Genomic DNA, 20,185 nt, shown 5'->3' with positions numbered 1-20,185 from the left:
AACGTGAAGTCAGTCACATCGACTACATGACTAACCCTTCCCCGGGAGACCCGCGGTGGACCAGCCAATCGCTGCCGTTGCACTGGCGCGGCATTGGCCGATCAGGAGGGCTGCTTCATCATTTTCACGATGGTCAGGGTGCCGCCGACATCTTCGACGCGCACCTTCACCTTGTCGCCTTCGTGGGCCTGCTTGACCATCGCTGCGTCCTTTGCCTTGTAGGCCATCGTCATCGCGGCCACACCGATATTGGCGAATTCGCCGTGCTTGAGGGTGATCATGCCAGTGGAGGCATCCACTTTCTTCACTTCCGCGTCGGTGAGCGCGGCATTGGACGACGACACGGACGGCTTCATCGAATTGTTCTTTCCGGACATGTTGTCGCCCGCAAAGGCCGATGAACCAAATGCGCCCATCGCACAGATCGCCGTAGCAATGACAAGAACTTTCTCATTGAACTTCTCCATTTTGGGGTGAAGGCACCTTTGTGCCCGAAAAGACTGCTTTCGAAATTCGCTCTGGAGGGAGCTTTGCCGCACAACGACGCTGCAGCAGGAACCAGGCGGCGGGAATGACGAACATCGACAGCAGCGGCGCGGTGATCATTCCGCCCACCATCGGCGCGGCAATGCGCTGCATTACTTCCGAACCGGCGCCATGCCCGACCATGATCGGCACGAGACCGGACAGCACGACGGCAACCGTCATTGCCTTGGGCCGCACACGCAGCACGGCGCCTTCGCGGATAGCGTCAGCGACAACCGTTTCAGTGAACGGCTCGCCCGCGGCAAGTCGGCTGTTCAGAGCGCCTTTCAAGTACAGCAGCATTACGACGCCAAACTCGGCCGCAACGCCTGCGAGCGCGATGAAGCCGACTGACGTCGCGACCGACACCGCATGGCCCAGAAACCAGATGAACCACAGACCGCCGACTAGCGCGAACGGCACGGTCGACATCAGCAGCAGCGCGTCCGCCGCCGAGTTGAACGTCAGGAACAGCAACACAAAGATCACGACAAGCGTGACCGGGATAACGGTGCGCAGCTTCGCCGCTGCCCGCTCCAGGTATTCGAACTGCCCGGACCACGCGATCGAATAGCCGGGCGGCAGCTTGACCTGCTGTGCGACAGCTTTCTGCATCGCCTGCACCGCCGACTGAAGATCGGTATTGTGGATGTCGACGTACACGTAGCCGGAAAGTCGCGCATTCTCGCTGCGGATCATCGGCGGGCCGTCGGCGATTGTGATGTGCGCGACGTCGCCCAACTGGATTTGCGCGCCGCGCTCCGTCACGACCGGTAGCTGCCGCAGCTTTTCGAGCGAATCGCGGACCTCGCGCGGATAGCGGATGTTGATCGGGAAGCGCTCGCGGCCGGCGATCACCTCGCCGACGTTCTCGCCGCCCACCGCTGACGACAGGACTGATTGAATGTCCTGCACCGACAGGCCGTACCGCGCGGCCGCGGGCCGGTCGATGTCAACGTCGATATAGCGACCGCCATTCAGCCGCTCCGCCAGCGCAGACGTCACCCCCGGCACGTGCTTCACCGCCGCTTCGACCTGCGTCGCGATTGCGTCGATCTGGGTTAACTCAGGACCGGAAATCTTGACCCCGACCGGCGTCTTGATCCCCGTGGACAGCATGTCGAGACGGTTGCGAATCGGCGGCACCCAGACATTCGACAGGCCCGGCACCTTGACGGTCCTGTCGAGCTCGTCGACCAGCTTCTCTGGGGTCATGTCCGGTCGCCACTGGCTGCGCGGCTTGAACTGGACCGTGGTCTCGAACATCTCGAGCGGTGCGGGATCGGTCGCCGAATCGGCGCGGCCCGACTTGCCGAACACCGTGGCCACCTCGGGCACCGTCTTGATGAGCCGGTCGGTCTGCTGCAGAAGCTCCGATGCCTTCTCCGCCGAGATGCCCGGCAGCGCGGTCGGCATGTACAGCAGGTCGCCTTCGTCGAGCGGCGGCAGGAACTCGCCACCCAGACGCGATACGGGAATCGCCGTCAGGATCAGCGCGACGACGGCGAGGCCGATCGTGACCCACGGGCGCCGCAGCGTCGCCTCGAGCAGTGGCCGGTACAGCCGGATCAGCGCGCGATTGATCGGGTTCGCGTTCTCGTGCGGAATGCGTCCCCGGATCAGATATCCCATCAAAACCGGCACCAGCGTCACCGACAGCCCGGCCGCAGCGGCGATCGTGTAGGTCTTCGTGAACGCGAGCGGCGAGAACAGCTTGCCCTCCTGTCCTTCCAGCGAGAAGACCGGGATGAACGACAACGTGATGATGAGTAGCGAGAAGAACAACGCTGGCCCGACTTCGGCCGCGGACGTAGCAATCAACTCCCAACGTTGCGCGATGGTGATCGGCCTGCCTGGATTGTCATGGTCGTACGCCTCCAGGTGTTTGTGCGCGTTCTCGATCATCACGATGGCCGCGTCGATCATCGCGCCGATCGCGATCGCGATGCCACCGAGCGACATCAGGTTCGCATTCACGCCCTGATAGCGCATCACGATAAAGGCGGCCAGCACGCCCAGCGGCAGCGACAGGATCGCGACGAACGCGCTGCGCAGGTGGAACAGGAACACCGCGCAGACAAGGCCGACGACGATGAATTCCTCGATAAGCTTGTCCTTCAGGTTGTCCACCGCGCGTACGATCAGTTGCGAGCGGTCGTAGGTCGTGACCACTTCGACGCCGGGCGGCAGCGAGCGCTCTAGGTCGGCAAGCTTTGTCTTGACCGCGTCGATCGTCGTCAGCGCGTTCTTGCCGGAGCGCATCACGATCACGCCTCCGGCCACTTCGCCTTCGCCGTTCAGTTCAGCGATGCCTCGGCGCATATCCGGTCCGATCTGGATACGCGCGATGTCGCCGAGCAACACGGGCGTGCCCGCTTCATTCGTGCGCAGCACGACGTTTCGGAAGTCGTCGAGCGAGCGCAGATAGCCGGACGAGCGCACCATGTATTCCGACTCGGCAAGTTCGACGACCGAGCCGCCCGATTCCTGGTTTGCTTTGCCGAGCGCGTTGGCGACCATCGACTGCGAGATGCCGTACGCGCGCAGCTTGTCGGCGTCGAGCACGACCTGATACTGGCGCACCATGCCGCCAATGCTCGCGACTTCCGACACGTCTGGCACCGACTTCAGCTCGAACTTCAAAAACCAGTCGTTGAGCGCGCGCAGCTGCCCTAGATCGTGCTGGCCGGTCCGATCGACCAGCGCGTACTCGTACACCCAGCCGACGCCCGTCGCATCGGGGCCCAGCGAGACCGTCGCGCCTTGCGGCAGACGGCTCTGTACCTGATTCAGGTATTCGAGCACGCGTGAGCGCGCCCAATACTGGTCAGTGTTGTCGTCGAACAGCACATAGACGAACGCATCCCCGAACGACGAGTACGCCCGGATCGTCTTCGCGCCCGGCACGCCGAGGAGCGTGGTCGTCAGCGGATACGTCACCTGGTCCTCGATGACCTGAGGTGCTTTGCCCGGGTACGATGACTTGATGATGACCTGCGTATCCGACAGGTCCGGTAGCGCGTCGAGTGGCGTCTCCTTGAGTGAATAGACGCCCCAGGCTGTGACCAGAGCGGTCGCGAGCAACACAAGAAAGCGGTTGTGAATGGACCAGCGAATGAGGCGTGCAATCATTTGGCGCCTCCGGCCGGTTCAACCTTCGTTAGTTGGTAGCCGTCCTCGGACTGCTTGAAGACGAAGTGCACCGTCTGGCCGGGCTTAACGTCCGGGAACGCGTCGGGCGTCGGCTTGTTGAATGACATCGTCATCGGGCCCCAGCCAAGTGCCGGCACCGGTTGATGCGAGAACGTGATGTCAGTGGGCGTGACCTTCTCGACTTTGCCGGTGGTCTCGTAAGTCGGAGCATCGGAAGTCGAGGATGCTGCTTCAGGGGCACTCGCGCCCGCGCTCCTGCCCTCGAGTCTCGGCAGCACCGACTTCAGATTGGCTTCGGAGTCAATCAGGAACTGGCCCGACGCGACGACCGTTTGGCCATCCTTCAATCCACTGCGGATTTCGGTCTGGTTGCCTACGTCATTCCCAACCGTGACGTTGACGGGCTGTAGGCGACTGTCATTGTTCCTGACGATGACGACGGACCGCTTCCCCGTCGTGATGACGGCTTCGGACGGTACAAGCAGTCGGGACACCGACTTCTGCGCGGCAACGCGAACACGCATCAGCATGCCGGGGGTCAGCTTGAGCGCTGCGTTATCGATTTCCAGACGCGCCTGGACTGTGCGACTCGTGGTGCTGATGCCGGGCAGGATTTCGCGAATCTGCCCCTTGAAGTGCTGCGTCGAGTCGCCGCTGAACGTCGCGTCAACGGTCATGCCCGGTTGCACAGTCAACGCCAGACTCTCCGGAATTTCGACGATGAGCCACAGCTTCGACAGCCCCGCGACTTTCGCCAGCGTCTGCCCGGGCGTCACCATCGCGCCGTCCCGCACGTTTAGTTCGCTGACGACCCCCGTCTCGGGCGACGAGAGAACGATATGCGTCTGTGGCTTTCCGGTGCGGTCGAGAGCCGCGACAACGCTGTCCGGGATAGACAGCGCCCGCATACGTGCGCGGGAGGCTTCCAACAAACCGGAGTCCATCGCACCACGCTTAAGCGATAGATACTCTTCCTGCGGTGCTAGCCAGTCCGGCACAAACAGCGATGCAATCGGCGCCCCCTTTGCGATGCGTTGCATGGGCGCGCGCGCATAGAGCCGGTCGATATAGCCTGTGACTCGTGTCTGCACGACGCCGGACCGTGATTCATCGAACTGCGTGGTCGCAACGGCGTCGAATCCTTCCGTTGTCTCCTGGTTTTTAACAGTCGCGTAGCGTATGCCGAGATTCTGCTGGAGTCCCGGGTCAATCTTGATGCCGGTCGAACCACTGCCTCCGTCGGCGTAGACGGGTTGGAGCTGCATGTCCATGAAAGGCGACTTGCCTGGCTTGTCGAAGTGCTGATTCGGCACCATAGGGTCGTGCCAGTACAACACCTTCCAGCCGGTCTTCGCGTCGATCTTGTCGCCCGATGCGGTGGTTGCAACTGGATTCATGGATGCACCGGGTACAGGGGTCGCAGGGTGGCGTGTGCCTGCAAAGTAGCCCGCGCCGGCAAGGGCCGCGCCCGCGAATAGAAGCAAAGCCGCGCGGACCAGTGGTTTATTCGTCATCGTTTTTCCTTCACTGGGCGTAGGCCATCGTCGGCGGGACGACCTGGTATTCAAGCTGGGCCCAGGTCTGTGAAACGTCGCGCCGAAGGTCAAGTACCTGGAGTTGCGCGTCAAGTTGCGCGCGTCGCGCAGCGAACGTGTCGGCAAGTGAGCCGGTACCGCCCTTGTAAGCCGCAGTCGCAAGTCCCACGCGCTGGTCGGCGGCCGGTAGAAGGGTCTGCGTGAGGTTCGCGATACGTTCGCGACCGCTCGCGAGCGTTGCGGACTCGGTGCGGATGTCGGACTGCACCTGGCGCAAAGCGTCCTCGTACAGCAGACGCGCTTTCGTGCCAAGTTCAGCCTTCTGCGCTGCGTCGCGGTCCTGTCGATCCTTCCGATTGAAAGGCATCGGAATACTGACGCCTACTGACACCATGTTCGAGTACGCACCACCGCGCTGCTGATAGGCGATACCCCACGTCCAGTTGGGACTGCGCTCGCTGTTGGCGACGGCCGTTTCCGCGTCGGCGACCAAAATGTCATCGGCGGCAGCCACGAGCGTTGGCTGGACCCGTTGAAGCTCTTCGGGCGGTAGCGAGGGAACGTAAGATTCGAGCGCGGGTGGTTCGCCCGTCACATCCGACACGGTAACTGCCGTCCAGCGCGACAAACCGATAAGCGCGGTCTGGTAGGCCTGCTTTGCCTTGAGCAACTGGTCCCGAGCCTGCGCTAACATGGCCTGGCCCTGAACGACATCGGAAGCTGTCGCTTTTGCACCCCGGTAGGAGGCTTTAATCGCGGCAAGCTCGTGGTTCATGTGGTCGAGCAACGCCTGCTGGAGCGACAGCGCCTTTTTTGCATAGATGGCGTTGTGCCAGGCTGCAGCAGTTTGCTGGCGGACGTTCGTCACTTGAGCGAGATAGCCAGCACGTTCGCGGCCCACCATCTCGTCGGCCAGGGACGAACGCAGACGCCGCTTCTCATCCGAAACCCACTCCTGCTCGATACCGACGCGCCGCATAGTCATGAAGTCCTGTCCGACGGTGAACTTCTGCGGCCCTGTTACTGGCAGATTGTCGACGCCGGCCTTGAGCATCGGGTCGGGCAACTGGCCGGCTTTCACGGCTGCTTCGGAGCTCGCCCGCACGGATGCCTGTGCGGCCTGCATACCGGCGGAACGGTCGGTCGCGAACTGCAAGGCGGCCTCAAGCGTGACGGTCGCTTCTTGGGCATCCGCAACCGAGCAGAGAAAAACGAGGGCGGCGCAAACCAAGGGCGCGCGCAAGGATGCACGCCGGCATGACGGCGTGCCAATAGGTAAAGGCATGTTCTAACCCCAACGGCGGAATGCCATGGACATTCCACGTCCTGGACGCAGGACGACCTCGCCGCAAGTGCGGCGAACCAGTCAGACAGGGATTAGATTGCTCGGGGAGGTCGCCAGAGACCGCCAGGTTCACGCCCGGCGATGGACTCGGCGTAAGGGAAGACGACTTGATTGCAGACAGCCGTGGGGCGGCTGATGGTCGTTTGTTCAGGTGGGTGATAAATACTGGCGAACTGGCACTGCGCCGTGTTCTTGCAGAACTCGCCCTTGGCCTTGCTTGTAGTGGGTGACTTCATCGACTCGCAGCCGGGCATTTCTGCGGACATCGCGTCTTCGTCATGCGCAGCCGTCGACTGCTGCATCGGACAATCCCCCGCCAAGCCGGTCGCTGCCCGCCCGGTCAGAGGAAGCATCGCGCAAAGCAGCAGAAAGAGGATGGTCCGAAGAATCTTCATGGCGACGATTATATGCTGGCTGGTCCGCGGGGCCCAAGCCCTGGGGGATGACAGCAGGAACGCTCCATTGGCAGTCGCCGCCGGTCAATCGCGTCCCGGACCTGTCCCTTCGTCACCCTATATCAACCGCTACCGCGACCCGCGCTCAGTCGTCACGCTCGTCGACTCTTGCGACGCGTTTCCAAGAAATCGTGTGCGCAGCAGCGAGCGGATGGGTACGAGCAGCCGTTCCTGAAAGTACATGGCCGCGACGACAGTGACCACAAGATAGACCGGGTACGTCGCCATACTTGGAACGACGTGTTTCGACGCGGAAATGCATGCCGCAAAGTTGGACATACACCACAACGGCGACTGTCCTATCGACAAGAGCTTCAGCGCCTTCATCATAAGTAGGAAGACCGGCACATGAATAGCGAAAATGGAGAGCGCTGAATTGCCCAGCCGGACGCAGATGGTCTCGAAGCGTGAAGGAATCGCCACGTTAGTGCAAACGACCACCAGCAATAGCTCCGCCGGCATCAGTCCGCCGTTGTGAATGATGTAGCGCGGATAGAGATCTCCCTGAGACTCCAGCCATGCCCCAGCGACAAACGAGCCGGTAATGAAAATCAGTGCAAGGCAGACTCTGCGCCAATGATTGCAGAAGTGAGCGAACTGCGATTGCTGGTACATACCGAAAAGCAGAATACCGGCGAGGAACTCGGGCAGCCGCATGACGGGGTTACGCGTTATTACGCCAACGGCAGCCGGCCCATACCAATGCATCGATGTGGCGACCACAGGCGGGATGAGGTAAAGCACCCAGAGGACGACTAGGAGCCGCTCCTTATGCCGAGCCCGCAGAAGTCCGGGGGCAACGACGGGAAACACGATGTAGAAGAACAATAGCGTCGACAGCGACCACGATGCCGGGTTGATTGATGCATACAGGGGATTCCAGACTTGAAGCAAGAGGACATTCAGCACGAAATTGATTGCTGCCTGTGCATTCCCCAGCGTTACGACAGAGTCCCCGTCGTCCAGCGACATAAGCGAGAACGTGTCCAGCGCCCTCGTTCCGGCCGCTGAGACAACGAGGAGCATAGCTAGCGAAACGAGATGCACCGGATAAAGGTTCGACAGACGCTTGACGAAGAAACCGCGCGCGCCCCCTCGCAACTGAGCCGTACCTCCAAAGTACACGTGCGAGAGGATGAACCCGGACAAAATGAAAAACGTACTCGTGGCGAAACCGCCAAGGTTGGTGAGGTCTATCAGGGGCAGGTCTACATTCTGCGGGTATTCGCGGATTGTATGGAAAACCGTCAGATAGACCGCAAGGCAAAAGCGAAGGAGGTCCAAGCCGACAAACTTTTTCATTAGGTTTCCCCGAGCATTGGTCACGGCATCAAGTGGCGGCATCAGGCACCGAGAACCGGCCGCGACGAACCGCAACAGTGACTGCTATGCACTGACCGGAAAACGTTGCTTCGACGGCACATAAAATATTTATAAGGACGCCAAGAGAGTGGAACGATAGGTTGGCGAGCAGATAGGATCTCGACGCTCGAGTGCACGAACACCCCGGTGCCTGCAGACAGACGGACTTGGGTCGAGGCAGACCTGCCTACAAACCTGACGGCCGCTGTACGCCGCCGGTGAAGAGAACGTCAACGGCGCGATGACCATTGTGAAAGCGCAAAAACAATCTTGACGAGTCGGTGTCGCGTGCTCCGCAGCCCGACCACGAGCGTTCGGGCTGCGCCGCCGACGACGTCGGAAGGGGCCTCGACGACAAAGTCGGCCACCGCGTTGGCCTCGTCGCAGCGCAGCTCGCGCCTCACTTGCTGCCGTGTTCGGACTGCCAACGCTTCATGGTGGCAATCTCCTGGCGCTGCGCTTTCACTATGTCGCCGGCGAGTTTCCGCAATTTAGGGTCCCTACCGTACTTCAGTTCCACTTCGGCCATATCGATGGCGCCTTGGTGATGCGGAATCATGCGCGCAACGAAATCTTTATCGGCATCCCCGGTAGAGGTGTGCGATTCCATACGTTCCATCATCTTCTTGTCTGCCGCTTCGAACCCCTTGCTGGCCGCCCCCGTCGGTTGGCCGTCGGAGTGGCTCATGTGCATGCCTGGCATAGAAGCGCCTTCCTGAGCGTGCGCCATGCCAATCGTCAAGGCGATTACGGCCGTGGCACTGAGGGCGACGCGTCTAGTAAATCTGCGCTTTTTCATCTCTGTCTCCATATTGCAAAACACGGCGCCCATAATGGGGCGCCAACATCCGGCTGGTGTCCGCTGCAGCCGCGACCGGTAAGTGATATTGGAAGCGTTTGACCTCACCTCACCTCACCGACAGCGAACCGTTCCGACACGTTCACGACAGCGGTGCTCGGTTGTAGAAGTAGATTCCGTGAGGCGACTTGCCAACTTTGATGGTGTTCACAAGCTTCAGTGTGTTCATGTCGATGACGCCGACGTATCTAGCGAATCTGAACGTAACCCACAGATATCGCCTGTCCTGGCTTAACTCCATATCGTCCGGTCCCGGCAGCAGGCCGGCAATGGTGCCGACGCTCGTCAAGCTGTCCTGGTCCAGAATACTGATGCTGTTGCCGACCCGGTTGCTCACAAGGACGCGGTGGCCGTCTGCTAGGGAACGAAAGTTATGTGCACCCTTGTCCGTATGGATGGTCTTGACTATCTTGCGTGCACGCCAGTCGACGACCGCCACATAGTCGGCGCCGGTCATTCCAATGAGCAGGTACTTGTCTCCGGGCGTGAGCCACAACCCAGCAGGCGCCTTCCCGACGGGCATCTTCCAAAGCACCGTCTGAGTGGCGAGGTCAATGGCGGCGACTTCCCCCGACTCTTGCAAAGTAACGAAGACCTGCTTGTTGTCGGCCGTGAAAATCATATGGCTCGGCATCTTCGCGAGAGGTACCCTTTTTGCCAACGAAAAGTCCTCCCCGTCGTACCGGTAGATATCGACGCGGTCCAGCCGCAATCCGTTCGTGACGAACCATTTGCGGTCGTTCGAGAAGCCGAGTTGATAAGGGTCCTCAATGTTTGGAATCCATCGCTGAACTTTCCCGTTCTGCGGGTCGAGCAGGACTAGGTTGTTCGCGACAGAATTGGCGACAATCAACGACCGGTTATCGGGCGTCGCCATCAGGTGGTGTGGCTCCTTGCCGACAGGGTATGTATCGACGACCTTCTGGCTTCCCTCATCAATGAGGCTGATACTGGCTTCGGCTGAATTCAGGACGATGACATCATCGGCTTGCGCTGGTGCCTGCGTCAGCGAAAGCATTGAGATGTAGAGAAGTCGCCCGAGAACTGACCGCCGGAATCTCGTGCTCCTCATATCCCGGTCTCGCTCGTATGAAAGCCGACGGACTCAATCGCGCGCTTAACCAGCTGTTCAGAAACCGTCGACTGTACCTCGACTGTCTTTGAAGCGACGTCGACTTGAACTTGCGCTGCGGCGTCCACCTGAGCGATTGCTCTGCGAATGGTCTGAACGCATCCACCACAGGAAATATCTTTGACGTGGAATTTCATGTCTAGCTCCGAGGGTTAAGAGGCCACACAATCCTGAACTGACCCACGATGGGAACGTCAAGTCGGCTGCGTCTTGCTTGACTTCAATGTGTTGCGGGGAAAACGAAGAGAGAATGCCGTCCGCCCAGCTGCGCTCTCGACGTCGACTGTGCCTCGGTGGAGTTGCATAATCGACTTCACTATCGCGAGCCCTAGCCCCGTGTTCTTCGCCGAGCCGTGCCTCGACGCGTCGGCCCGGTAAAAGCGCTCGAAGATTTTTCCCAGATGCTCGGGGGCAATGACCTTGCCGCAATTCACGACCTCAACCGAAGCATGCTGTGGCGTCTGAAGGGCGCGCAGTTCAACGGTCGAGTCGGGAGTCGCGTGTTCCAAAGCGTTTGACACCAAGTTGCTGACCGCGCGGCGGAACAGACCGGTGTCAGCCTCCACCAAGGCACTGCCTTGTACCGTGATGCGGATATTCGATTCATCGGCGAGTCCTTGGAAATACGAGGCAAGCCGTCCAAGTTCACTCTCCGCGTTGATTTCCGACACATTCAGCACTTGCTGTGCGTTGTCGGTCCGCGCCAGGAAAAGCATGTTTTCAATCAACCGTTGCAGTTGCTCGTACTCTTCAATATTAGACTCGATGAGCGCTTCGTACTCGTCGATTGTACGAGTGCGCGAGAGCGTTATCTGGGAAGCACTGAGCAAAGTAGCCAGCGGCGTCCGCATGTCATGGGCTAAGTCTGAAGAGAACTGCGACAAGCGCACGAACGCCCGCTCGAGCCGGTCGAGCATTCGATTCACGGAACTCGCTATTTCCTGCAGTTCGACAGGTCCACCGTCGATATCCAGCCTGTCGCTCAGATTGTGCGCTTCAATTCGAGACGCCTGACGGCCAATGCTCTTGACGGGGACGAGCCCGCGCCTGGTAATTAGGTATCCGAGCGCGCCGACGAGCAAGGAGCCGATTGCCACAGCGAGTAAAATGTCAATCCGGTAGCTCTGCAGAAGTGACTGTCTGTCGAGTGCACTGCGTGAGAGCAGAACCTGCGCGACTTCGCCTGAGCGCAGTTTTTGCGACGCGCTCACGCAGCGCGCGTCACCTATTGCCCCGGATTTGCAGCTGTAGGGCACTCCGGGCAAAGAGCCCTGTCGCAAAAGCGTCTGGAACTCAACCACCGTTTTCGACCCGTGGTGCGCCAACAGCTCTCGGCGCTCGCCAAGGATGGCCAGGTACACGCCGGGGTGAGACAGTAGGACTTCACGAAACACGGACTGGTCCCGCCGCACAGCTTCGAACGAACCGGCGTCGGTGAGCAACTGCCGAAACTGGGCGAGCTTTCCAGATATTTCTACGTCGTCTCGTCTTTCGAGCTCATGCGCAAGCGACCGGTAGAGATACGCTCCCATCAGCGAAAAGACGAGCAGCGCCGCGACTGCAAACGCGACGGTCAACCGCACAAGGAGCACGTACGGAGATTTGACAGCCGGAACGCGGTTCACGAACGGTCCTCGAGCACATAGCCCATACCTCGAACCGTATGCAAGAGCTTGTCGTTGTAAGAGTTATCTATCTTTGCTCGCAAGCGCTTCACTGCAGCATCGACGACGTTCGTATCACTGTCAAAGTTCATGTCCCATATCTGGGATGTGATGAACTGGCGTGTCAGGACCTCGCCATGGCGCTCGGCGAGCAGTTGCAACAGCGAGAACTCTTGTGCGGTGAGGTCCAGCCGTGCATCGCCGCGTTTTACGCGGCGTCTTATGAGGTCGACTTCCAGGTCCCCGATACGCAGAATGTCTTTCACTGCGCGAGGCGCGCGACGCAATAGCGAGCGGATTCGAGCCAGCAACTCGGCGTACGCGAAGGGCTTGGCTAGATAGTCGTCGGCGCCAGCTTCCAGACCCTCGACCTTGTCATCGACCGTATCCCGGGCCGTCAGTAGTAACACAGGGGTTTCTTTGTGCTTGCGCAACTCCTTAAGCACTTTCAAGCCATCGATGCCGGGGAGCATGATGTCTAGGACGACGAGTTCAAATTCCTCGTTGAGTGCAAGGAAGAGCCCGTCTTCCCCATTGTCGGCAATGTAGACGGTATAGCTGGCCTCCGTAAGCCCCTTTCGGAGGTACGAGGTCATCTTCGGCTCGTCTTCGATTAACAGGATGCGCATGTAGATTGCGGTGACTGGGAAATTGGAACCGTATCAGGCCTCGTTTTGCGAGCATAACGGCACGCTCATGCGCGGCAGATGACGACGAGATGACAATCTTTTCATGTTGCAGATGAAAAAACTGTCATGTGACGCGCATCGTGCTGTCAGACGCGAGGCGGTAACCTTGGCTCGCCGTTCCCGCTGGCCATTCCGGGCGACTGCGGCTTACAATCCCGAATAGCATGCTAAATTTCCGAGCCATGTCCTACTGGCGCAGATTCATCATCGTAGTCGTCTTGGCGCTGAGCCTTCCGGTTCAGTCGTTCGCGGCTACGTCGATGAGCTGCGGGCTCGGGGGTGGTCACGGCGGCAATGCGTCGCTTCACAGCCACCACTATTTGCATGGCTCGGCCAACACCTCATCTCCAGACTCTGACGCGATTGTAGAGGCTCATGGACCCGAAGCGAGCAGCCAATTAACTCACTCGCACGGTCACCACCACAGCTGTTCAAGCTGCGCCTCTTGCTGCGTCGGCGCGGCTGTTGTCGGGGTCTCCGCCGCATCGCCCTTGGCTGAGATTGCCCACTCCATCATTCTTCCGTCAATGCCCCTTCCAGTCGTTTCGTTTCTGACTGACGGCATCGAGCGCCCGCCTAGGTCACCTCTCGTCTAGTCCGCAAACTCGCAGCGTCTAGCTGCGGCAGGCTCTTGTCCAGGTCAACACCGACTTCGGACGATTCATGACGAGAAGAATCCATGCGAACACTGATTGCGGCGCTCGTAAGCGCTTGCATTGTGCTGCCCTTGCGTGCCCAAGCAGCGACGACGACAATCCCGGACCCTACCGATGCTAGCGCGTCGGCACCCGCCATCGAAGTACCCTCGGCGTTCAATGAGTACGCGTCTTTTAAGGACGGCGAAAACCCGAGCTGGCAACAACTGAACCGTGACGTCGCTCCCAAGCGCAATGGCACGATGCAGCACTCCGCACCTACAACAGGGGCTCCGGGTGACGTGAATGCACACCAGCACCGGAGCGAGACGAAATGACGCGACATTTCGCACACACCCGCGTGGCGTGCATTGCAATCGCCGTGGTGTTCCTGGCTGGCTGCACCACTTTTTCGAAAGATGGCGGATTCAGTAGCGTGTCGTCGGTCGCATCCGAGCGCCTGGGAAAAGATGCTGTCTACATCAAGACCGACGAGGACCGAGACGCTGCGTACAAGCGTACACATGAGCTTCTGAGAAAGCCACTGACCATGGACGACGCAGTACAGATTGCGCTGCTGAACAATCGCGGCCTTCAGGCCGCGTATGGTGAACTCGGTATTTCCGAAGCTGACCTGGTGCAGGCGGGCCGTCTCCCCAATCCCAGTTTCACGTTCAGCCGAACTCACTGGAGCGATGGAATCAGCATCGGTCGGACTTTTTCAATGGCCGTCCTAGGCGTGCTGACGCTGCCTGTCGCGGCACGCATCGAAGGTCGCCGGTTCGAACAGACGAAGCTTGACACTGCCAACGCCATGCTGAGCGTGGCAGCCGACGCGCGAAAGGCATACGTTAACGCCGTGGCTGCTGAACAGGAAGCGATGTACGCAGAGCAGGTTAAGGATTCTGCCGAGGCTGGCACCGAACTCGCATTGCGCATGCGCCAGGCAGGCAACTTCAGCAAGCTCGACTACGCACGCGAGCAAGCCTTCTACGCCGAAACCGCTGCGCAGATGGCCAAGGCCAAGCAACAGAGAACTTCCGCGCGCGAAAAGCTCACCCGCGCCATGGGCCTCTGGGGCTCAGGGGCTCAATATCAGCTGCCTGCCCGCCTGCCCGAACTACCGAAAGACAGGCCGCAGCTCAGCGAACTGGAGAGCTTCGCAATGCAGAACCGCCTCGACATTCAGGCGGGGAAGCTGCAAGTTCAAGGACTCGCGACCTCGTTGGGCCTCGGAAAAGCAACTCGCTTCGTCAATGCGTTGGAAGTGGGCTACCAGAACAACTTTGAAACCGACAAGGGAAAAGAGCGCGGATACGAGATAAGCGTCGAGATTCCTATCTTCGATTGGGGTAGTGCGAAGGTGGCTCGCGCGGAGGCGATTTACATGCAGTCGGTGAACCGGCTCGCGCAGACCGCAATCGATGCCCGGTCAGATGTGCGTGAATCGTACTCTGCCTACGTGACCAGCTACGACGTCGCCAAGCATTATCGTGACGAGGTTGTCCCTGTGCGCAAGACCATCTCGGATGAGATGCTGCTGCGCTACAACGGCATGCTCGCAAGCGTATTTGAACTGCTCGCCGACTCCCGCGACCAAGTCAGCGCTGTAAACGGATACATCGACTCGCTCAAAGACTATTGGCTTGCCGAGACTGAACTGCAGCAGTCGCTTGGCGGACGGCTCCCGCCGGCACCGAACGCGCAAATGCAAACTCCGGCTCCGAACAATGCGCCGCCGACTTCGGCGAACGCAGCCTCAGCCGGGCTAGACCAAGCGTCGCCGTCGCCGGAAACCCAATCGGTGCCGCAAACAAATTCTGAAGGTAAATGAAGATGGTTTCCCGTCGAACTTTTCTCAGCGGCTCGGGCGCCGCCCTGCTGGGCGCTGCCCTTGTCAGCAAGGCCGGAGCCGCATCGCTGCCCGAAGCTCCAACGATGAGCAATGCGGTCACGCAGCCTCCTCTCGTACCACCCAATGGTCGACCATATACGCCAGTTGCCACGCTGAACGGCTGGACGTTGCCGTGGCGTATGAAGAACGGATGGAAAGAGTTTCATCTCATTGCCGAGCCGGTGGTGCGCGAGATGGCGCCTGGCATGAACTCCAACCTTTGGGGTTACAACGGCCAAACACCGGGTCCAACCATCGAAGCGGTCGAGGGTGACAAGGTACGCATCTTCGTGACCAACAAGTTGCCCGAGCATACGACCGTTCACTGGCACGGCATGCTGCTGCCTTCCGGAATGGATGGCGTGGGCGGACTCACCCAGCCTCATATTCCGCCGGGCAAGACGTTTGTCTATGAGTTCCAGCTCGAAAGGCACGGCACTTTCATGTACCACCCGCATGCCGACGAGATGGTCCAGATGGCCATGGGCATGATGGGCACGTTCATCGTGCACCCGAAGGACCGCGGCGTCATGCCTGTTGACCGCGACTTCGTCTTCCTGCTGGCCGCATATGACATTGACCCCGGCAGCTTCACGCCGCGCGTCAACGAGATGACGGACTTCAATATGTGGACGTTCAACTCCAGAGTGTTTCCTGGAATCGACCCTATGCCAGTTCGTGCGGGTGACAGAGTGCGTATCCGCTTCGGCAATCTGACAATGACGAACCACCCTATTCACCTACATGGCTATAGCTTCGAGGTCGCCGGCACCGATGGCGGCTGGATTCCCCCGGCCGCCCGCTGGCCCGAGGTCACTGCTGACGTCGCTGTTGGGCAGATGCGCGCCATTGAGTTCACGGCGAACCGTCCAGGAGATTGGGCATTTCATTGCCACAAGTCTCATCACACGATGAATGCTATGGGGCACCAGGTGCCAAACATGATTGGCGTGCCTCAGAAAGACCTCGCCAAGCGCATCAACAAGCTCGTGCCCGACTACATGGCCATGGGAAGTACCGGCGGCGCAATGGGCGAAATGGAAATGCCGCTTCCCGACAACACGCTGCCGATGATGACGGGCAGTGGTCCCTTCGGACCACTCGAGATGGGTGGGATGTTCACTGTGGTCAAGGTTCGGCAAGGCCTCGGCAGAAACGACTACCGCGACCCGGGCTGGTTCAAACACCCCAAGGGCACTGTCGCATACGAGTACACCGGCGACCTGCCGGAGAGCTGATTTAAAAAGTGCCGTGGGAGCGCACGGCTGGATTTTCGTTTAACTGATGGAGAGAAAGTGATGAGAAACGCAATTGCTTCGATTGTCTTTGGTTGTGCAACAGCACTGTCCGGTGCCGCATATGCGGCCGGCGATATGAGCAACATGAACATGGCGAGTGGCGCTCAACAAAGCTCTGACGCGAAGAACGGTATGTCGCATGGCGAAGTCAAGAAGGTTGACAACGCTGCGGGCAAGCTCACTATCAAGCATGGCCCGCTTGAGAACCTCGGCATGGAAGGCATGACGATGGCCTTCAAGGTGAAAGACCCGGCGATGCTTTCGCAAGTCAAAGTGGGCGACAAGATTGACTTCGTTGCCGAAGAAGTGAACGGGGCCCTCACGGTGACGCAGCTGCAGAAGCAGTAACGCCTTAGCGAAGGGCTACACACTCATCGGCATCCCGACAGGAAACTAAGCATGAAAAAGGTAATTCACAGGGGCCTCGCGCCTCTCTTGGCGACAGCTGCACTAAGCCTGTTACCCGTTGCTGCTTCGGCGCATGGCAAGCTCGAAAGCGCGACGCCGGCAGCGGGCAGCACGGTTGATGGCTCGCCCGACGCATTGCGGCTAACCTTCAACGAGAACATTGAGTCCTCGTTTAGCACCATCAAGGTATTGAATGCGGCTGGTGCGCCTGCGACCAAAGAGAAAGCCACGGTTGATTCAACCAACCCGCGAATTCTTAAAGTTTCCCTGCCGAAACTTGAATCCGGCTCCTACACCGTCCAGTGGGGCGTGATGACGAGTGACTCGCACAAGACCAAGGGCGCCTACACTTTCACGGTGAAGTGATGAACGACGGTTTCCTCGGCGTGCTACGACTGGCGCTGGTCGCCCTGCAGAACATTAGCTTTGCGGCGCTGGTCGGCGCACTCTTATGCGACAGGTGGCTCGTTCGGAGCACATCGCACTGGCAGGCAAGCGTGAGCAAGCGGCTGATGCGCAGCGCTCGGCTGGCCTGCCTTGCGTCGTTCCTGTCGAGTATTGCGGCTTTTTGGACTCACTGCGCTCTGATGAGCGAGTCGACACTTGTCGAAGCGGGACCGGCGGTCTACTCGATGCTGAAGGAAACCGGATACGGACATGCATGGCTTGCCGGTGCCGTCCTCACTCTCGTCGCACTGGTCCTACTGTCCCTACCGACATCGACGCGGCCCCGACTGATGCCGGTCACATGGCTCTGCATTGCTGGAGTCGCGCTCGGACGAAGCAATACTGGGCACTCCGTCGAAGCCGGCTTTTTCTCGTTGCCGGTATGGGCCGATTGGATTCACCTCCTTGCCATCAGCGTCTGGGTTGGGCTTGTGGTCGCAAGCAGCTATGTTGTCGCTCCGAGCCTTCTCGCTGCGGGCGACGGCGACCGCAAGAATGGCGCCTCGTTCGTTCAGTCGCTGTCCGACACGGCCACGGTTGCGCTGCTTATTCTCTTTGCGACGGGCGCATATAACGGCTGGCGCAGTGTAGACAGCCCGGTCGGCTTTGTCGCCTCGGGTTACGGGCAAATACTCATGTTGAAGCTAGGGCTTGTGTTGATCGCAGCCGCTCTCGGTGGTCACAATCGATTCTTCGAGATGCCTCAGCTGCTGGCCGCGCTGCAGGGTGGCAGCCTGCGTGAAGCTGAGCCCGCGCTAAAGCGCTTTTCGAGAGTCCTGCACGTCGAGTCAATCGTTCTTGTGGCGGTTCTCATCGCTGCCGCAGTTCTGGTATCAAGCCCGTTGCCAGGGACAGCGTAAGCAACGGCTCCACATCGTTCGTCCACGCGGATGGTCCCGCTGGTGAAGCCGTAAGACTCGGCGCATCACCGCAGGACCGTCTCTTCAGGCCCGCGCAAATCGCGGGCCTTTTTTTCATCCATGGGCACGATGGATGCGCAACTCAATGGCTGGCTCTTCCAGCATCCAATGTTCACGGAGGACACTATGGCTCACCAACAACACCAGTCATGCATTGACGCTTGCGACGCGTGCGCTGCAGCTTGTGACCATTGCGCGACTGCCTGCCTTTCTGAAAGCAACGTCTCGGAGATGGCCGAATGCATCAGGCAGGATATGGACTGCGCGGATGTCTGTCGTATCGCTTCTGCGGCGATGGCCCGTGGCAGTCAGCACACCAAGGATATATGCGAGCTCTGCGCATCGCTGTGCGAAGCATGCGCAGCGGAGTGTGAAAGGCACCAACACGAGCATTGCAAGCAATGCGCTGAAGCATGCCGCACGTGCGCTAGCGAGTGCCGGGCGATGGGTTAAGCTTCACCAGTCCGCTAGTTTCGCGCAACGGACAGGAGCTCCCGCCGTCCTCGAACGGCGGGAGCCTTCAAAACACTAGGTACCGGGTCGGTCGCCGCCGCTAGCCTCCGCTGTGCTGACCGCGCAGACTTCCACCTTCCGGTTGCAGCGGGCTTGCGTCGGAGAAAGGCTGGTAATCCGCGATGCCAAAGTCCTTTTCTAGCAGCTCTCTCATCTCGTCAACCGCGCCCGTCTGAGCATGCCACATTTGATTGCAAAGGCGAGTGAGTTCGGCGTGCCGCCGGTCAACTCCAGTCATGCATCCGTTCAGTGGCTTGAAAAGCTGATAATGGTGATGGCTGAAGACTTCCAGGTAGGCTCGGTCGAACGACTTTCCTGGCTGTGCATGCTCAAGTATCCCGATGGCTGCTTGTTGTTCCGGCCGTAGTTGCGGCTGATAGTTGATCCCGTACCAGTTGTGCAAAAGAGATTGCAGCTGGAGAATCTGCTCGCGTTGTGTACGGTTTTCCATCCGCGCATTCGACTTTATTTCATCGACAGTCGCCTTCGCTTGCGTTGGAGGAAAGCCCGGGGATGGAGACGTGCCTTCATTCGGAGACAGATTTCCGCTCCTTCGTACATCGGTGCCAGCGGCGAGTTCGGTCATTCTGAGCGCAGAGTAATGGTGGTCAATGATGGTCTCCATGAGTGTCACCTCAAAGTTCGCCGTGATACCCCGGCCGGGCCCGTCGGCGTACGCGGGCGTGACAGTCAAAACTGCCAACGCTGAAACAGCCGCGACAGCGGCACGCGACACCTGGGGCGCAAATTTCCGGCAGGCCTCGGCCCATTTTGTTTCCTTCCTCTTACGATTGTCCACGGTTCTCTCCGTCATAAGACCAAGAATATGCGTCTCCGCACCATTGCAGCGACTGAGGGCCAGCATCTCGCGCGCCCACGCGCCGTAGATGACGATTTTTTCACGCACTCGTCACGAGCCGTTCAGGGGCTTGGATCCACAATGGCGCTGGTCATCAACGCTGATGACGTCCAATGTAATTGCGGAGTCCCAATGAAAATTAAATTTCTCTCTCTCTTTGTCGCCCTGGCAGCGGTGGCAAACAGCTCGTTTGCTGACGCGGGGCACGACTTTCCTCCGACAACAAAGGTTCAAGCAGCGTCACCTGCTGATTCGGGTCAAGCGCGCAGTGCCCAAGCGACCGATATGCAGGTCACGCGTTCCGGCAAAACGCGCGCCGAGGTCATTCAGGAATTGATTGAAGCGCAAAAGGCCGGCCTCGTTCCTACCAGCCGTTCCGACTATCCTCCGAGCGAAGCAACGATTGCACGGAATCGCGCGCGATACGAAACCGATACTCTGAAAGCGGCTACTGCGCAGTGACATGTGCCACCGCAACCGTGCATCATTGGG

General features: G+C 59.5%; 19 protein-coding genes. 7 read left to right on the top strand and 12 right to left on the bottom strand.

What is annotated here, in order from left to right; translation table 11 throughout:
* Positions 1 to 101: 101 nt before the first annotated feature.
* The 11 genes from QCE69_RS19840 to QCE69_RS19790 form a co-directional block, all read right to left on the bottom strand.
* On the bottom strand, positions 102 to 467 hold the full coding sequence (locus QCE69_RS19840; RefSeq protein WP_309932498.1) for a copper-binding protein: 366 nt from the start codon (positions 465 to 467) through the stop codon (positions 102 to 104).
* Entirely contained in the window at positions 451 to 3,657 is a 3,207-nt protein-coding gene (locus tag QCE69_RS19835) for an efflux RND transporter permease subunit (protein ID WP_309932496.1), read from the bottom strand. The genes QCE69_RS19840 and QCE69_RS19835 overlap by 17 nt, the downstream gene beginning before the upstream one ends.
* Positions 3,654 to 5,192, bottom strand: coding sequence for an efflux RND transporter periplasmic adaptor subunit (locus QCE69_RS19830; protein ID WP_309932495.1), 1,539 nt, complete (start codon positions 5,190 to 5,192; stop codon positions 3,654 to 3,656). Before QCE69_RS19830 ends, QCE69_RS19835 begins: the two co-directional genes overlap by 4 nt.
* Positions 5,193 to 5,202: 10 nt before the next feature.
* Positions 5,203 to 6,498: a TolC family protein gene (locus QCE69_RS19825; protein WP_309932493.1), complete on the bottom strand. Its 1,296-nt coding sequence runs from the start codon at positions 6,496 to 6,498 to the stop codon at positions 5,203 to 5,205.
* Positions 6,499 to 6,590: 92 nt separating this feature from the next.
* Positions 6,591 to 6,953: a hypothetical protein gene (locus QCE69_RS19820; RefSeq protein ID WP_309932491.1), complete on the bottom strand. Its 363-nt coding sequence runs from the start codon at positions 6,951 to 6,953 to the stop codon at positions 6,591 to 6,593.
* Positions 6,954 to 7,082: 129 nt separating this feature from the next.
* Positions 7,083 to 8,315, bottom strand: a complete 1,233-nt coding sequence (locus QCE69_RS19815) for an acyltransferase (RefSeq protein WP_309932489.1) — start codon at positions 8,313 to 8,315, stop codon at positions 7,083 to 7,085.
* Between the two features lie 460 nt (positions 8,316 to 8,775).
* The gene (locus tag QCE69_RS19810; RefSeq protein ID WP_309932487.1) at positions 8,776 to 9,174 is read right to left on the bottom strand and encodes a DUF305 domain-containing protein; all 399 of its coding nucleotides are present in this window, start codon (positions 9,172 to 9,174) and stop codon (positions 8,776 to 8,778) included.
* Between the two features lie 142 nt (positions 9,175 to 9,316).
* On the bottom strand, positions 9,317 to 10,252 hold the full coding sequence (locus QCE69_RS19805; protein WP_309932486.1) for a beta-propeller fold lactonase family protein: 936 nt from the start codon (positions 10,250 to 10,252) through the stop codon (positions 9,317 to 9,319).
* A gap of 50 nt (positions 10,253 to 10,302) precedes the next feature.
* Positions 10,303 to 10,503, bottom strand: a complete 201-nt coding sequence (locus QCE69_RS19800; protein WP_309932485.1) for a heavy-metal-associated domain-containing protein — start codon at positions 10,501 to 10,503, stop codon at positions 10,303 to 10,305.
* 57 nt (positions 10,504 to 10,560) lie between these two features.
* Positions 10,561 to 11,991 (bottom strand): heavy metal sensor histidine kinase, encoded by a 1,431-nt coding sequence (locus tag QCE69_RS19795; protein ID WP_309932483.1) that lies wholly within the window; start codon positions 11,989 to 11,991, stop codon positions 10,561 to 10,563.
* Entirely contained in the window at positions 11,988 to 12,659 is a 672-nt protein-coding gene (locus QCE69_RS19790) for a heavy metal response regulator transcription factor (protein WP_309932480.1), read from the bottom strand. The genes QCE69_RS19795 and QCE69_RS19790 overlap by 4 nt, the downstream gene beginning before the upstream one ends.
* A 1,029-nt stretch (positions 12,660 to 13,688) precedes the next feature.
* Here QCE69_RS19790 and QCE69_RS19785 point away from each other — a divergent pair.
* The 6 genes from QCE69_RS19785 to QCE69_RS19760 all read left to right on the top strand — a co-directional run bounded on the left by QCE69_RS19785 (position 13,689) and on the right by QCE69_RS19760 (position 18,774).
* Entirely contained in the window at positions 13,689 to 15,188 is a 1,500-nt protein-coding gene (locus QCE69_RS19785; RefSeq protein WP_309932478.1) for a TolC family protein, read from the top strand.
* Between the two features lie 2 nt (positions 15,189 to 15,190).
* Positions 15,191 to 16,486 carry a copper oxidase gene (locus QCE69_RS19780; RefSeq protein WP_309932824.1) on the top strand — a complete coding sequence of 432 codons (1,296 nt, stop codon included), beginning with the start codon at positions 15,191 to 15,193 and terminating at the stop codon, positions 16,484 to 16,486.
* Positions 16,487 to 16,546: 60 nt separating this feature from the next.
* Positions 16,547 to 16,894 carry a copper-binding protein gene (locus QCE69_RS19775; protein ID WP_309932476.1) on the top strand — a complete coding sequence of 116 codons (348 nt, stop codon included), beginning with the start codon at positions 16,547 to 16,549 and terminating at the stop codon, positions 16,892 to 16,894.
* Between the two features lie 51 nt (positions 16,895 to 16,945).
* Positions 16,946 to 17,320: a copper homeostasis periplasmic binding protein CopC gene (gene copC / locus QCE69_RS19770; protein ID WP_309932474.1), complete on the top strand. Its 375-nt coding sequence runs from the start codon at positions 16,946 to 16,948 to the stop codon at positions 17,318 to 17,320.
* Complete coding sequence (locus QCE69_RS19765) at positions 17,320 to 18,261, top strand: CopD family protein (RefSeq protein WP_309932473.1); 942 nt, start codon at positions 17,320 to 17,322, stop codon at positions 18,259 to 18,261. Before copC ends, QCE69_RS19765 begins: the two co-directional genes overlap by 1 nt.
* Before the next feature lie 186 nt (positions 18,262 to 18,447).
* Entirely contained in the window at positions 18,448 to 18,774 is a 327-nt protein-coding gene (locus QCE69_RS19760) for a four-helix bundle copper-binding protein (RefSeq protein ID WP_244818541.1), read from the top strand.
* Between the two features lie 100 nt (positions 18,775 to 18,874).
* Here QCE69_RS19760 and QCE69_RS19755 read toward each other — a convergent pair whose 3' ends face one another.
* Positions 18,875 to 19,741 carry a DUF305 domain-containing protein gene (locus tag QCE69_RS19755; RefSeq protein ID WP_244818542.1) on the bottom strand — a complete coding sequence of 289 codons (867 nt, stop codon included), beginning with the start codon at positions 19,739 to 19,741 and terminating at the stop codon, positions 18,875 to 18,877.
* 33 nt (positions 19,742 to 19,774) lie between these two features.
* On the opposite strand from QCE69_RS19755, the gene QCE69_RS19750 reads away from it, so the two are divergent.
* A complete protein-coding gene (locus QCE69_RS19750) occupies positions 19,775 to 20,155 on the top strand; it encodes a DUF4148 domain-containing protein (protein ID WP_244818543.1) in 381 nt (126 codons plus the stop codon).
* Positions 20,156 to 20,185 lie beyond the last annotated feature (30 nt).

This window comes from Caballeronia sp. LZ032 (genome assembly GCF_031451315.1).
Taxonomy (GTDB): Bacteria; Pseudomonadota; Gammaproteobacteria; order Burkholderiales; family Burkholderiaceae; genus Caballeronia.
The sequence above is the reverse complement of the archived record's forward strand: the minus strand, read 5'-3'. Positions and strand labels throughout refer to the sequence as shown.

What these genes read in the sequence shown, in the direction of transcription:
- QCE69_RS19785 (WP_309932478.1), top strand. Translation starts at nt 13,689, where the DNA reads ATGACGCGACATTTCGCACACACCCGCGTGGCGTGCATTGCAATCGCC.
- QCE69_RS19750 (WP_244818543.1), top strand. Translation starts at nt 19,775, where the DNA reads ATGGCGCTGGTCATCAACGCTGATGACGTCCAATGTAATTGCGGAGTC.
- QCE69_RS19800 (WP_309932485.1), bottom strand. Translation starts at nt 10,503, where the DNA reads ATGAAATTCCACGTCAAAGATATTTCCTGTGGTGGATGCGTTCAGACC.
- QCE69_RS19780 (WP_309932824.1), top strand. Translation starts at nt 15,191, where the DNA reads ATGGTTTCCCGTCGAACTTTTCTCAGCGGCTCGGGCGCCGCCCTGCTG.
- copC (WP_309932474.1), top strand. Translation starts at nt 16,946, where the DNA reads ATGAAAAAGGTAATTCACAGGGGCCTCGCGCCTCTCTTGGCGACAGCT.
- QCE69_RS19760 (WP_244818541.1), top strand. Translation starts at nt 18,448, where the DNA reads ATGGCTCACCAACAACACCAGTCATGCATTGACGCTTGCGACGCGTGC.
- QCE69_RS19825 (WP_309932493.1), bottom strand. Translation starts at nt 6,498, where the DNA reads ATGCCTTTACCTATTGGCACGCCGTCATGCCGGCGTGCATCCTTGCGC.
- QCE69_RS19835 (WP_309932496.1), bottom strand. Translation starts at nt 3,657, where the DNA reads ATGATTGCACGCCTCATTCGCTGGTCCATTCACAACCGCTTTCTTGTG.
- QCE69_RS19815 (WP_309932489.1), bottom strand. Translation starts at nt 8,315, where the DNA reads ATGAAAAAGTTTGTCGGCTTGGACCTCCTTCGCTTTTGCCTTGCGGTC.
- QCE69_RS19810 (WP_309932487.1), bottom strand. Translation starts at nt 9,174, where the DNA reads ATGAAAAAGCGCAGATTTACTAGACGCGTCGCCCTCAGTGCCACGGCC.
- QCE69_RS19765 (WP_309932473.1), top strand. Translation starts at nt 17,320, where the DNA reads ATGAACGACGGTTTCCTCGGCGTGCTACGACTGGCGCTGGTCGCCCTG.
- QCE69_RS19830 (WP_309932495.1), bottom strand. Translation starts at nt 5,192, where the DNA reads ATGACGAATAAACCACTGGTCCGCGCGGCTTTGCTTCTATTCGCGGGC.
- QCE69_RS19790 (WP_309932480.1), bottom strand. Translation starts at nt 12,659, where the DNA reads ATGCGCATCCTGTTAATCGAAGACGAGCCGAAGATGACCTCGTACCTC.
- QCE69_RS19840 (WP_309932498.1), bottom strand. Translation starts at nt 467, where the DNA reads ATGGAGAAGTTCAATGAGAAAGTTCTTGTCATTGCTACGGCGATCTGT.
- QCE69_RS19805 (WP_309932486.1), bottom strand. Translation starts at nt 10,252, where the DNA reads ATGCTTTCGCTGACGCAGGCACCAGCGCAAGCCGATGATGTCATCGTC.
- QCE69_RS19820 (WP_309932491.1), bottom strand. Translation starts at nt 6,953, where the DNA reads ATGAAGATTCTTCGGACCATCCTCTTTCTGCTGCTTTGCGCGATGCTT.
- QCE69_RS19775 (WP_309932476.1), top strand. Translation starts at nt 16,547, where the DNA reads ATGAGAAACGCAATTGCTTCGATTGTCTTTGGTTGTGCAACAGCACTG.